Origin of the sequence: Burkholderia sp. B10, assembly GCF_004368385.1 — a bacterium.
Lineage (GTDB): Bacteria > Pseudomonadota > Gammaproteobacteria > Burkholderiales > Burkholderiaceae > Burkholderia > Burkholderia vietnamiensis.
The window spans coordinates 84,213-96,830 of the sequence record NZ_PQMX01000007.1 but is presented as its reverse complement, the minus strand read 5'-3'; the positions used below and the strand labels follow the sequence as shown (position 1 = coordinate 96,830).

Genomic DNA, 12,618 nt, shown 5'->3' with positions numbered 1-12,618 from the left:
CGCATCCGTATGACCCGCATCGTTACCCGCCCCGTCGCCCCCGCCGACGCCGCCGCGCTCGCGCGCCACGGCCTGCACCCCGTACTCGCGCGCCTGTACGCGTCGCGCGGCGTGCAGTCGCCGACCGACATCGAGACCGCGCTCGCACGCCTCGTCCCGCCCACCGACCTCAAAGGCTGCGCCGACGCCGCCGCGCTGCTCGCCGACGCGATCGCCGAGCGGCGACGCCTGCTGGTCGTCGCCGACTACGACTGCGACGGCGCGACCGCCTGCGCGGTCGCGGTGCGCGGCCTGCGCATGTTCGGCGCGCAGATCGACTACCTCGTGCCGAACCGCTTCGAATACGGCTACGGGCTCACGCCGGAGATCGTCGAGCTGGCGGCGGCACGCAAGCCGGACCTGCTGATCACCGTCGACAACGGGATCGCGAGCGTCGCCGGCGTCGAAGCCGCGAACGCGCGCGGCATCGCCGTGCTGGTGACCGACCACCATCTGCCCGGCGACGCGCTGCCCGCCGCGCGCGCGATCGTCAACCCGAACCAGCCGGGCTGTGCGTTCCCGAGCAAGCACATCGCCGGCGTCGGCGTGATGTTCTACGTGCTGCTCGCGCTGCGCGCGGAGCTGCGCCGGCGCGGCGCGTTCGCCAGCAAGGACGCGGAGCCGCGCCTCGACGGGCTGCTCGATCTGGTCGCGCTCGGCACCGTCGCCGACGTGGTGCGGCTCGACGGCAACAACCGCGTGCTGGTCGCGCAGGGGCTGCACCGGATCCGCAACGGCCGCATGCAGCCGGGCATCGCCGCGCTGTTCCGCGCCGCGGGCCGCGACGCGCGCACCGCGTCGGGCTTCGATCTCGGCTTCGGCGTCGGGCCGCGCCTGAACGCGGCGGGACGGCTCTCCGACATGTCGCTCGGGATCGAATGCCTGATCACCGACGACATCGGCCGCGCATGGGAGCTCGCGCAGCAGCTCGACGCGATGAACCGCGAGCGCCGCGAAATCGAGGCCGGCATGCAGCAGCAGGCGCTCGCCGATCTCGCCGACGTCGATCCCGCCGACGCGTGCACCATCACGCTGTTCAACCCCGCATGGCACCAGGGCGTGATCGGCATCGTCGCCGGGCGGCTCAAGGAGAAATTCCACCGCCCGTCGTTCACGTTCGCGCATGCGGACGAAAGCGGCACGCGCGTGAAGGGCTCGGGACGGTCGATTGCCGGTTTCCATCTGCGCGACGCGCTCGACCTCGTCTCGAAGCGCGAGCCGGACCTGATCGTCGCATTCGGCGGTCATGCGATGGCCGCGGGCCTCACGCTCGACACCGCCAACGTGCCGCGCTTCGCGGCCGCGTTCGAGGCCGTCGCACGCGAGTGGCTGTCCGACGACGCGCTGGCGCGCGTGATCGAGACCGACGGCGAGCTCGAGGACGCCTATTTCACGCCGCAGTTCGTCGGGCTGCTCGACGAGGCCGTCTGGGGCCAGGGCTTTCCGGCCCCACTTTTCTCCGGCGAGTTCGACGTCGTGTCGCAATCGCTCGTGAAGGAAAAGCACCTGAAGCTGCAGCTGGCGCGCGGCCGGCAGCGTTTCAACGCGATCTGGTTCAACCACACCGAGCCGCTGCCGGCGAGCGCGCTGATCGCGTACCGGCTGGTCGCCGACACGTGGAACGGCGTGACGCGCGTGCAGCTCGTCGTCGAGCACGCGGCCGGCTGAACGGCGGCCGCGCGCCATCCCGCCGGCCGCGCGTGCGGCGCGCGGCAACGGGCCGCCGCACGCATGCAAGCACACTCCGCGTCACCGGGACACCCCGCCGATCGGCTATAATTCCGCTTTTTTACGAAGCAAGAACAGCGAACGATCATGGAAGCGGAACGTCTCAACGCGATCGAAAGCTCCCTGCTCGACCTGCGCAACCGCGCGGGCGAGCTTCGGGGGTATCTTTGACTACGACGCCAAGGCTGCGCGTCTGACCGAAGTCAACAAGGAACTGGAAGACCCGAACGTCTGGAACGATTCGAAGAACGCCCAGGCGCTCGGCCGCGAGAAGAAGCTGCTCGAAGGCGTCGTCACGACGCTGACCGCGCTCGATAGCGACCTGCGCGACGCGCTCGACCTGTTCGAGCTCGCCCGCGAAGAAGGCGACGAAGACACGCTGCTCGCGTCCGAAGACGACGCGAACAAGCTCGCCGCGCGCGTCGGCGACATCGAATTCCGCCGGATGTTCTCGAACCCGGCCGACCCGAACAACTGCTTCATCGACATCCAGGCCGGCGCCGGCGGCACCGAGGCGTGCGACTGGGCGTCGATGCTGCTGCGCCAGTACCTGCGCTACTGCGAGCGCAAGGGCTTCAAGGCCGAAGTGCTCGAAGAATCCGACGGCGACGTCGCCGGCATCAAGAACGCGACGATCAAGGTGTCGGGCGAATACGCGTACGGCTTCCTGCGCACCGAAACCGGCATTCACCGGCTCGTGCGCAAGTCGCCGTTCGACTCGTCGGGCGGCCGCCACACGTCGTTCTCGTCGGTGTTCGTGTATCCCGAAATCGACGACTCGATCGAAGTCGAGGTGAACCCGGCCGACCTGCGCATCGACACCTACCGCGCCTCGGGCGCGGGCGGCCAGCACATCAACAAGACTGACTCCGCGGTGCGGATCACGCACATGCCGACCGGCATCGTCGTGCAGTGCCAGAACGACCGTTCGCAGCACCGCAACCGCGCCGAAGCGATGGCCATGCTGAAGTCGCGCCTGTACGAAGCCGAGATGCGCAAGCGCCAGGCCGAGCAGGACAAGCTCGAATCGAGCAAGACCGACGTGGGCTGGGGCCACCAGATCCGTTCGTACGTGCTCGACCAGAGCCGCGTGAAGGATCTCCGCACGAACGTCGAAATGAGCAACACGAAAGCCGTGCTCGACGGCGATCTCGACGACTTCATCAGCGCGAGCCTCAAACAGGGCGTGTAAGCGCCGCGGCGCGGCCCCTCGGTCGCGCCGCCCTTCCCGTTTGCGTTGCCGCACCCATTCCGAATTCCGACCATCATGACCGAACCGACCCAAACGCAGCCCGCCGTCGCGGCGGACGAAAACCAGATCATTGCCGAGCGCCGCGACAAGCTGCGCGCGTTGCGCGAGCAAGGCGTCGCGTATCCGAACGATTTCCGGCCGACGCATCACGCCGCCAAGCTCCAGTCGACCTACGCCGACTCGGACAAGGCTGCGCTCGAAGCGAACCCGGTCGAGGTGTCGGTCGCCGGCCGCATGATGCTCAAGCGCGTGATGGGCAAGGCGAGCTTCGCGACGGTGCAGGACGGTTCGGGCCAGATCCAGTTCTTCGTGACGCCGAACGACGTCGGCGCGGAAACCTACGACGCGTTCAAGAAGTGGGACCTCGGCGACATCGTCGCCGCGCGCGGCGTGCTGTTCCGCACCAACAAGGGCGAGCTGTCGGTGCAGTGCAAGGAACTGCGTTTGCTGGCGAAGGCGCTGCGCCCGCTGCCGGACAAGTTCCACGGCCTCGCCGACCAGGAAATGCGCTATCGCCAGCGCTACGTCGACCTGATCGTCACGCCGGAAACGCGCGACACGTTCCGCGCGCGCACCAAGACGATCTCGTCGATCCGCCGCTTCATGGAGAACGCCGACTTCATGGAAGTCGAAACGCCGATGCTGCACCCGATCCCGGGCGGCGCGGCGGCCAAGCCGTTCATCACGCATCACAACGCACTCGACATGCAGATGTTCCTGCGCATCGCGCCGGAGCTGTATCTGAAGCGGCTGATCGTCGGCGGCTTCGAGCGCGTGTTCGAGATCAACCGTAACTTCCGGAACGAAGGCGTGTCGCCGCGCCACAACCCGGAATTCACGATGATGGAGTTCTACGCCGCGTACACCGACTACCGCTGGCTGATGGACTTCACCGAGCAGCTGATCCGCCAGGCGGCGATCGATGCGCTCGGCACTGCGACGATCCAGTATCAAGGCCGCGAGCTCGATCTCGCGAAGCCGTTCCATCGTCTGACGATCACGCAGGCGATCCAGAAGTACGCGCCGCAGTACACCGACGGCCAGCTGTCGGACGACGCATTCCTGCGCACCGAACTGAAGCGCCTCGGCGTCGACGTGTCGCAGCCGGCCTTCCTGAACGCCGGCATCGGCGCGCTGCAGCTCGCGCTGTTCGAGGAAACCGCCGAGTCGCAACTGTGGGAGCCGACCTACATCATCGACTACCCGGTCGAAGTGTCGCCGCTCGCGCGCGCGTCCGATACGGTGCCGGGCATCACCGAGCGCTTCGAGCTGTTCATGACGGGCCGCGAGATCGCAAACGGCTTCTCGGAGCTGAACGATCCGGAAGATCAGGCTGCACGCTTCAAGAAGCAGGTCGAGCAAAAGGACGCGGGCGACGAGGAAGCGATGTTCTTCGACGCCGACTACATCCGCGCGCTCGAACACGGGATGCCGCCGACCGGCGGTTGCGGGATCGGCATCGACCGTCTCGTGATGCTGCTGACCGACAGCCCGACGATCCGCGACGTGCTGCTGTTCCCCCATCTGCGCCGCGAAGACTGACCGGCCGCGCCGCGTGTGCGCCCGCGCGCCGCGCGGTGCCCACGCGGCGGCTTTGTAACCGTGCGTAAATCCCGCCTGCCGGCGCTCGCCGGCATTCGCTCCCTCCCCGTTTTATTTCCTCGCCGCAACGGCTTGCCTCGGGTTTTCCCGAGATCGGCCGCCAACGCGCTGCTTCAATTGGTTACACCTTGATACGGTGCGCGCAGCGCGCGTCGACGACACTCCTGTTGCGTCACCACGCATGACCACGGGACCGGAACGCGGCATCGCACGCCACGTCCGATCGCTCCCGAGCGTGGGATCCGGCCGCCGCGCTATTGCCGGCCGAATCGACACCGGAGAAGAATATGGACAACCAGAATCAGACCACGCCGCAAAAGCAACGCCTGCACCCGCTGATCGCGACCGCCGCAGGCGCCGTCATCGTCGCCAGCCTGGCGGCCACCGCCGCCATCACGGGCATCTTCCCGAAGGCCAGTAGCAACAACGAGCAGAACGGCCAGACCCAGGCCGCGCTGATCGCGTCGCAGCCGGCCGTCGACACGGCCGCTGCGGCCAGCGCCGCGCGTGCCGCGCAAGCCGAGCAGGAAGCGGCGCAGCAGAAGGCCGAGCAGCAAAAGGCCATCGCGCAGGCCGAGCCGAAGCCGGCTCCGCGCCCGGCGGCCACGCACCACCGCCGTGCCCCGGCGCCGCAGCCGCCGCAATATGCGCAGCAGTCGGGCGCGCCCGCGCAGCCGGCCTATTGCCAGAGCTGCGGCACGATCGTCGCGATCACGCAAACGCGTACGCCGGGCCAGAGCTCGGGGATCGGCGCGGTCGGCGGCGCAGCGGCCGGCGGCCTGCTCGGCAACCAGTTCGGCCGCGGCAACGGCCGCACCGCGATGACCATCATCGGCGCGCTCGGCGGCGGCCTGGCCGGCAACCAGGTCGAGAAGCAGGTCCGCGCGGAAACCGACTATCAGGTCGAGGTCCAGATGGAAAGCGGCGCGACCCGCACGTTCACGTACCACAACCCGCCGCCGTTCGGCCAGGGCCAGCGCGTGCGGATCGAGAACGGTACGCTGGTGGGCGCGTAACGTCGGCACGTAACGCGGCACGGTCACCCGCGCCGTCGCACTGAAACGAAAAAAGGCTCGTGAGGATTCACGAGCCTTTTTGCATGGGCGGGCGACGGTTTAACGACGCTCAGTCTTCGTCGTCGAAGTCGGACTCGTCGATCCAGTGCGCCTGGATCGCTTCGAGAATCTTCTCGCCGGAGTGTGCCGGGTCGTCCGAGAAGCCGTCGAGCTCGATCACCCATTGGCGCAACTCGACGAAGTTGATCCGCTGCGGATCGACGTCCGGATGCTTGTCTGCCAGCGCGATTGCGATTTCGCGCGAATCGGTCCATTTCATCGCCTGCCCTCCCGTATGCGCTGCCGTGGCGACGCGTCAGTGATTTTCCTTCGCGTGGTTGATCGAGTACTTCGGAATCTCGACCACCAGATCCGAATCTTCCGTCACGATCGCCTGGCACGACAGACGCGACGTCGGCTCGAGGCCCCAGGCCTTGTCGAGCAGGTCGTCCTCGTCCTCGTCGGACGGCTCGAGCGCGTTGAAGCCCTCGCGGATCACCACGTGACAGGTCGTGCATGCGCACGACTTCTCGCATGCATGCTCGATCTCGATCCCGTTGTCGAGCAGGTTGTCGCAAATACTCTTGCCGGGCGTCGCGTCGATCACCGCGCCGTCCGGGCACAGTTCGACGTGAGGCAGCACCACCAATTGAGGCATGTCGGTTCCGTCAGTCAAGGTGCGGCGGCTCGCGCCGCACGGTTCAATATCGCACCGGCCGTCGCCGGGCCGGTGCGGTTCGTTCAGATCTCGTCGAGCCGCCGGCCGGACAGCGCACGCTTGATGCTCTTGTCCATGCGGCGCGCCGCGAATTCGTCGGTGCCGTCGGCGAGCGCCTTGGTCGCGGTTTCGATCGCGTGGGCGTCGTCGCCCGCAGCGATCGTGCGCAGCGCCGCGACGAGCGCGTCGACCTGTTCGCGCTCGTCCGCGTCGAGCAATTCGCCGTCGGCCGCGAGCGCCGCCTGCGTCGCCTCGATCATCCGCTCGGCCTCGACCTGCGCTTCGCGCAGCGCGCGCGCACGCATGTCGATCTCGGCGGTCTTGAAGCTGTCCTCGAGCATCTTCGCGATATCGTCGTCGGCGAGGCCGTACGATGGCTTTACGACGACCGACGCCTCGACGCCCGACAGCTGTTCACGCGCGAACACCGACAGCAGGCCGTCCGCGTCGACCTGATAGGTCACGCGAATGCGCGCCGCACCGGCCGTCATCGGCGGGATGCCGCGCAGCTCGAAACGCGCGAGCGACCGGCAGTCGGCGACGAGTTCGCGCTCGCCCTGCACGACGTGGATCGCCATCGCGGTCTGGCCGTCCTTGAAGGTCGTGAATTCCTGCGCGCGCGCGATCGGAATCGTCGAATTGCGCGGAATGATCTTCTCGACGAGCCCGCCCATCGTCTCGACGCCGAGCGACAGCGGGATCACATCGAGCAGCAGCCAGTCGTCGCCGTTGCCTCGATTGCCGGCCAGCAGATCGGCCTGAATCGCCGCGCCGAGCGCGACGACCTGATCGGGATCGAGGTTGACGAGCGGCGGCTGGCCGAAAAACTGCTCCACGGCCGCGCGGATCACCGGCATGCGCGTCGCGCCGCCGACCAGCACGACGCCCTTGATGTCGGCCGGGCTCACCTGCGCGTCGCGCAGCGCCTTGCGGGTCGGCGTCAGCGTGCGCTGCACCAGCGGCTCGACCAGCGCGGCGAACGTGTCGTGCGAAATCGTCTGCACGAGATGCGCGCCGCTCGACAGCGTCACATCGAGCGACGCGTGCGGCGCCGACGACAACGCCTCCTTCACCACCCGCACGCGATCGAGCAGCAGCCGCACGTCCTCGGGCGCGAGCGTGTGCGCGTCGATGCCGGCCTGCGCGAGCACGTGGCCGAACAGCGCGTGATCGAAATCGTCGCCGCCGAGCGCGGAATCGCCGCCCGCGGCGAGCACTTCGAACACGCCCTTGGTCAGCTTCAGGATCGACAGGTCGAACGTGCCGCCGCCCAGGTCGTACACCGCATAGAGGCCTTCCGACCCATTGTCGAGGCCGTAGGCGATCGCGGCCGCGGTCGGTTCGTTCAGCAGGCGCAGCACGTTCAGACCGGCGAGGCGCGCGGCGTCCTTGGTCGCCTGGCGCTGCGCGTCGTCGAAATACGCGGGCACCGTGATGACCGCGCCGACCAGCTCGTCGCCGAGCGTGTCCTCGGCCCGGTAGCGCAGCGTCGCGAGAATCTCGGCCGACACTTCGACCGGGCTCTTCACGCCGTCGATCGTGCGGATCTGCACCATCCCCGGTGCGTCGACGAATTCATACGGCGCGTTCGCCCCGCCTTCGACCTCGGCCTTGCCGCGGCCCATGAAGCGCTTGACCGACACGATGGTGTTGCGCGGATCGGTCGCGGCCTGCTCCTTCGCTTCGTAGCCGATGCGGCGGCCGCCCTTCTCCAGGTAGCGCACCACCGACGGCAGCAGGACGCGGCCCGCTTCGTCCGGCAGCACTTCGGGCACGCTGTTGCGCACGGCGGCGACGAGCGAATTCGTCGTGCCGAGATCGATGCCGACGGCAAGCCGCCGCTGGTGCGGCGCCGGCGCCATGCCCGGTTCGGAAATTTGCAGTAAAGCCATCTTGGTTCGTTCGGGCGCTCGGCCCGTTTGCTGCGCGTGCCGCGAGGCACGCGGTTAAGTTTCGAGACGCTCGATCTGCGCGCCGACTTCCGACGCGACCCGTTCGATGAACATCAACTGGCGTACGGCCTCGGCGGCAGCCTGGTCGGCGCCGCTGTCGAGCAGCGTGCCGAGGCGCTCGATGCGCACGCGCTTTTCGTCGCGCAGCTCGGCGAGCAGCGCGTCGAGCGCGTCGACGTTGCGCGCGGCCGCGGCATCCTCGATGCCTTCGCGCCATTCCATCTGCTGCATCAGGAACGCGGGCTCCATCGCGGTGTTGTTTTCCGCGCCGATGTCGACGCCGCGCAGCGACAGCAGATAGCTCGCGCGCTGCAGCGGATCGCGCAGCGTGCGGTACGCCTCGTTCGCACGGGTCGCCCATTGCATCGCGATGCGCTTTTGCGCGTCGCCCGCCGCTGCAAAGCGGTCCGGATGCACCTGCGTCTGCACCGTGCGATACGCGTCGTCGAGCGCCGCGTCGTCGAGCGCGAATTGCGCCGGCAGGTGAAACAGGTCGAAGTGGCTGTCTTTCAGCGAAACCATCGTCGCGTTCAATTCCGGTTCGTTGCGCGGCGAACGCCGCACATTAAAAAGGCGGCTCGTGCCGCCTCTTGCCCGCATTGCGCGGAAACCCGCGTCGTCACACGCGGAACGATTCGCCGCACCCGCACTCGTCCTTCACGTTCGGGTTGTTGAACTTGAACCCTTCGTTCAGACCTTCGCGCGCGAAGTCGAGCTCGGTGCCGTCGATGTACGCGAGGCTCTTCGGATCGACGACGACCTTCACGCCATGGCTCTCGAACACCTGATCCTCGGGGGCCAGCTCGTCGACATACTCGAGCTTGTACGCGAGCCCCGAGCACCCGGTCGTGCGAACGCCAAGCCGCAGGCCAACACCCTTGCCGCGCCGGACGAGGTATTTCTGGACGTGCTGTGCTGCTTTTTCGGTCAGTGTAATTGCCATGATGTCCTTGCCGCGGTGCGCGGCCAGCGCGCACCCGGTTCCTTCACAAGCCGCTCGTTGCCGCTCAGGCTGCTGCCTGATCGCCTTCCTTGGTGTCGTGGCGCTTCTTGTAGTCGGCCACGGCTGCCTTGATCGCGTCTTCCGCGAGGATCGAGCAGTGAATCTTCACCGGCGGCAGCGCCAGTTCTTCGGCGATCTGCGTGTTCTTGATCGAGAGCGCCTCGTCGAGCGTCTTGCCCTTCACCCATTCGGTCACGAGCGAGCTCGATGCGATGGCCGAACCGCAGCCGTAGGTCTTGAACTTCGCGTCTTCGATCACGCCGTCCGCGCCGACGCGGATCTGCAGCTTCATCACGTCGCCGCAGGCGGGCGCGCCGACCATGCCGGTGCCGACCGCGTCGTCGTCTTTCGCGAACGAACCGACGTTACGCGGGTTTTCGTAGTGATCCAGAACCTTGTTGCTGTATGACATGACTCAGACTCCTTGACTCGTTACGTCTGCGTGCGTAAATCCGCGCGCGAATGTATGCAATGCGGTGTTCAGTGTGCAGCCCATTCGATCGTCGACAGATCGATGCCTTCCTGGTGCATTTCCCAGAGCGGCGACAGCTCGCGCAGCTTCGCGATCTTGCTGTTCAGCAGATCGATCACGAAGTCGACTTCCTCTTCCGTCGTGAAGCGGCCGACCGTGAAGCGGATCGAGCTGTGCGCGAGTTCGTCGTTGCGGCCGAGCGCACGCAGCACGTACGACGGCTCGAGCGACGCCGACGTGCACGCCGAGCCCGACGACACCGCGACGTCCTTGATCGCCATGATCAGCGACTCGCCTTCGACGAAGTTGAAGCTGATGTTCAGGTTGTGCGGCACACGGTGCTCCATGTCGCCGTTCACGTAGGTTTCCTCGATCTGCGACAGGCCGCGCAGCAGCTTGTCGCGCAGCATCCGGATGCGCTCGTTCTCGGTCGCCATTTCTTCGCGCGCGATGCGGAACGCTTCGCCCATGCCGACGATCTGGTGCGTCGCCAGCGTGCCCGAACGCATGCCGCGCTCGTGGCCGCCGCCGTGCATCTGCGCTTCGATGCGCACGCGCGGCTTGCGGCGCACGTACAGCGCACCGATGCCCTTCGGGCCGTAGGTCTTGTGCGCCGAGAACGACATCAGGTCGACCTTCAGCTTCGCGAGGTCGATCTCGACCTTGCCGGTCGACTGCGCGGCGTCGACGTGGAACACGATGCCCTTCTCGCGGCAGATCTCACCGATCGTCGCGATGTCCTGGATCACGCCGATCTCGTTGTTCACGTGCATCACCGACACGAGGATCGTGTCCGGGCGCAGCGCGGCCTTGAACACGTCGAGGTCGAGCAGACCGTCTTCCTTCACGTCGAGATAGGTGACCTCGAAGCCCTCGCGCTCGAGTTCGCGGCAGGTGTCGAGCACGGCCTTGTGCTCGGTCTTCACCGTGATGATGTGCTTGCCCTTGCCCTTGTAGAAGTGCGCGGCGCCCTTGATCGCGAGGTTGTCCGACTCCGTGGCGCCCGACGTCCAGATGATCTCGCGCGGGTCCGCATTCACGAGCGCAGCCACCTGCTCGCGCGCTTCCTCGACCGCGTGCTCCGCGTCCCAGCCGTAGGCGTGGCTGCGCGACGCCGGGTTGCCGAACCGCTCGCGCAGGTACGGCACCATCTTGTCGACCACGCGCGGATCGACCGGCGTCGTCGCGCTGTAATCCATGTAGATGGGCAGGTGGAGGGTCTGTTGGGTCATCTGTCGCTCCGGGGATTCTGTGCAGGGACTATGTGCGTTATGGGTGTGCGGGGTGCGCGGTGGTGTACGACGCTCACGAACTCGCGATGTTGAACACCGAATTCGGGCCGAGGGGCATCGTGCGAACCGGCTCGGCCGGCGCGGCGGCCGGCTCGGGCGTACGCCGGTCGCGCAGCACGGCCGGCGCGCCCTCGCGGGCGCGCTGCTGATCGACGAGATCCTGCAGCGAAACCGAATCGAGGTACTCGACCATCTTCTGGTTCAGCGTCGACCACAGCTCGTGCGTCATGCAATGACCGTCGGGCTGCTTCGAGCCGTCGCACGCGCCCTTGCCGCCGCATTGCGTCGCGTCGAGCGGTTCGTCGACCGCGATGATGATGTCGGCGACGGTGACGTCCTGCGCGCGGCGCGCGAGGTTGTAGCCGCCGCCCGGGCCGCGCACGGATTCGACGATTTCATGCCTGCGCAGCTTGCCGAACAACTGTTCGAGATACGAGAGCGAAATCCGCTGGCGCTGGCTGATGCCTGCAAGCGTCACCGGGCCCTGCTCCTGGCGCAGTGCCAAGTCAATCATCGCCGTGACGGCGAAACGGCCTTTGGTGGTGAGTCTCATGGTGTCTAGGGGACTGCAATCTTGACGATTTTGGTCAAGTATAAATATTTGACGTTTTTAGTCAAGTATCCATGTCTTCGAAAGGGTATTCGCAGAACGCTGAATACGGGTCGCGCTTCAGCGTGCGACGTCGCGACGCAGCGTGTCGAGCAGGCCCGCGCAGGCGTGTTCGACCTGATCGAGCACCTGTTCGAAGCCGTGTGCGCCGCCGAAGTAAGGATCGGCCACTTCGGTGGCGGTCGCGCCCGGCGCGAATTCCATCAGCAGCCGCACCTTGTCGCGATGCCGGGGCGGGCAGCGCCGGCGCAGTTCCGCGAAATTGGCTTCGTCCATCGCGAGCAGCAGGTCGAACGCTTCGAAGTCGGCCGCGCTCACCTGCCGCGCGCGCAACGTCGAAAGATCGTAGCCGCGCGTGCGGGCGGCCGCCTGTGCGCGCGTGTCGGGCGGCTCGCCGACGTGCCAGTCGCCGGTGCCGGCCGAATCGACCGCGATCCGATCAGCCAGCCCGGCCGCGTCGATCTGATGACGCATCACGCCTTCCGCGGTGGGCGAACGGCAGATATTGCCCAGACAAACGAAACAGATCGCAACGCGGGTCATCGCACTATCGGAAAGCCGCGGCAAGCCGCGTCGGAGAGGAACGCGCCATTATACAAAGGCGCACGAAATCGCGCCGCGGCGCAAAGCGCCGGCCGCCTGTCCTACAGCGCCTTCGGCGCGGCGAGCATCGCGTCGCCGGACGCGCCCGAGATCGGCTTCGCGGCGTCGTCGACCAGGCCGAACGACACGGCGCGCGCGAGTTCCGCCGACGCCTGATGCACGGCGAGCGGGCCCCGCGACGGTTCGTCGCTCATTGCGTGCAGATAGGCGGCCGCGGCGAGCGGAACGACGATTGCCAGCGGCCAGTACATCGATATTGTCTTTCTCATGATGCGGCTCCTTGACCTGATGT

14 protein-coding genes are annotated in these 12,618 nt (G+C 67.1%); 4 read left to right on the top strand and 10 right to left on the bottom strand.

Translation table 11 applies throughout. The features are described from left to right. Window positions 1-9 precede the first annotated feature (9 nt). The 4 genes from recJ to C3Y15_RS05825 all read left to right on the top strand — a co-directional run bounded on the left by recJ (window position 10) and on the right by C3Y15_RS05825 (window position 5,637). The gene (gene recJ, locus C3Y15_RS05840; RefSeq protein WP_059460476.1) at window positions 10-1,707 is read left to right on the top strand and encodes a single-stranded-DNA-specific exonuclease RecJ; all 1,698 of its coding nucleotides are present in this window, start codon (window positions 10-12) and stop codon (window positions 1,705-1,707) included. Window positions 1,708-1,854: 147 nt separating this feature from the next. Beyond that, window positions 1,855-2,959 (top strand): peptide chain release factor 2 gene (gene prfB / locus C3Y15_RS05835; protein WP_106919330.1). Its coding sequence is split into 2 segments (ribosomal slippage): window positions 1,855-1,935 and window positions 1,937-2,959, totalling 1,104 coding nucleotides; the frame shifts between segments, so codons are not numbered across the junction. 75 nt (window positions 2,960-3,034) lie between these two features. Continuing rightward, complete coding sequence (lysS, locus tag C3Y15_RS05830; RefSeq protein ID WP_124259921.1) at window positions 3,035-4,561, top strand: lysine--tRNA ligase; 1,527 nt, start codon at window positions 3,035-3,037, stop codon at window positions 4,559-4,561. 347 nt (window positions 4,562-4,908) lie between these two features. Further along, entirely contained in the window at window positions 4,909-5,637 is a 729-nt protein-coding gene (locus C3Y15_RS05825) for a glycine zipper 2TM domain-containing protein (protein ID WP_014723279.1), read from the top strand. A 109-nt stretch (window positions 5,638-5,746) separates the two neighbouring features. Here the strand turns inward: C3Y15_RS05825 and iscX are convergent, their stop codons facing one another. The 10 genes from iscX to C3Y15_RS05775 form a co-directional block, all read right to left on the bottom strand. Continuing rightward, a complete protein-coding gene (iscX, locus tag C3Y15_RS05820; protein ID WP_011885409.1) occupies window positions 5,747-5,956 on the bottom strand; it encodes a Fe-S cluster assembly protein IscX in 210 nt (69 codons plus the stop codon). Window positions 5,957-5,992: 36 nt separating this feature from the next. Next, the gene (gene fdx / locus C3Y15_RS05815) at window positions 5,993-6,334 is read right to left on the bottom strand and encodes an ISC system 2Fe-2S type ferredoxin (RefSeq protein ID WP_011885410.1); all 342 of its coding nucleotides are present in this window, start codon (window positions 6,332-6,334) and stop codon (window positions 5,993-5,995) included. Window positions 6,335-6,417: 83 nt separating this feature from the next. Next, window positions 6,418-8,286, bottom strand: a complete 1,869-nt coding sequence (gene hscA / locus C3Y15_RS05810) for a Fe-S protein assembly chaperone HscA (protein WP_011885411.1) — start codon at window positions 8,284-8,286, stop codon at window positions 6,418-6,420. Window positions 8,287-8,340: 54 nt separating this feature from the next. Beyond that, window positions 8,341-8,868, bottom strand: coding sequence for a Fe-S protein assembly co-chaperone HscB (gene hscB, locus C3Y15_RS05805; RefSeq protein WP_011885412.1), 528 nt, complete (start codon window positions 8,866-8,868; stop codon window positions 8,341-8,343). A gap of 97 nt (window positions 8,869-8,965) precedes the next feature. Then, window positions 8,966-9,289, bottom strand: a complete 324-nt coding sequence (iscA, locus tag C3Y15_RS05800) for an iron-sulfur cluster assembly protein IscA (protein WP_011885413.1) — start codon at window positions 9,287-9,289, stop codon at window positions 8,966-8,968. Between the two features lie 64 nt (window positions 9,290-9,353). Further along, window positions 9,354-9,761, bottom strand: a complete 408-nt coding sequence (gene iscU, locus C3Y15_RS05795) for a Fe-S cluster assembly scaffold IscU (RefSeq protein WP_009691729.1) — start codon at window positions 9,759-9,761, stop codon at window positions 9,354-9,356. Window positions 9,762-9,829: 68 nt separating this feature from the next. After that, a complete protein-coding gene (locus C3Y15_RS05790; RefSeq protein ID WP_011885414.1) occupies window positions 9,830-11,053 on the bottom strand; it encodes an IscS subfamily cysteine desulfurase in 1,224 nt (407 codons plus the stop codon). Window positions 11,054-11,126: 73 nt separating this feature from the next. Continuing rightward, on the bottom strand, window positions 11,127-11,666 hold the full coding sequence (iscR, locus tag C3Y15_RS05785; RefSeq protein WP_011885415.1) for a Fe-S cluster assembly transcriptional regulator IscR: 540 nt from the start codon (window positions 11,664-11,666) through the stop codon (window positions 11,127-11,129). Window positions 11,667-11,783: 117 nt separating this feature from the next. After that, complete coding sequence (locus C3Y15_RS05780) at window positions 11,784-12,266, bottom strand: low molecular weight protein-tyrosine-phosphatase (protein WP_011885416.1); 483 nt, start codon at window positions 12,264-12,266, stop codon at window positions 11,784-11,786. Between the two features lie 101 nt (window positions 12,267-12,367). Then, window positions 12,368-12,595, bottom strand: coding sequence for a hypothetical protein (locus C3Y15_RS05775; protein ID WP_014723283.1), 228 nt, complete (start codon window positions 12,593-12,595; stop codon window positions 12,368-12,370). Window positions 12,596-12,618 lie beyond the last annotated feature (23 nt).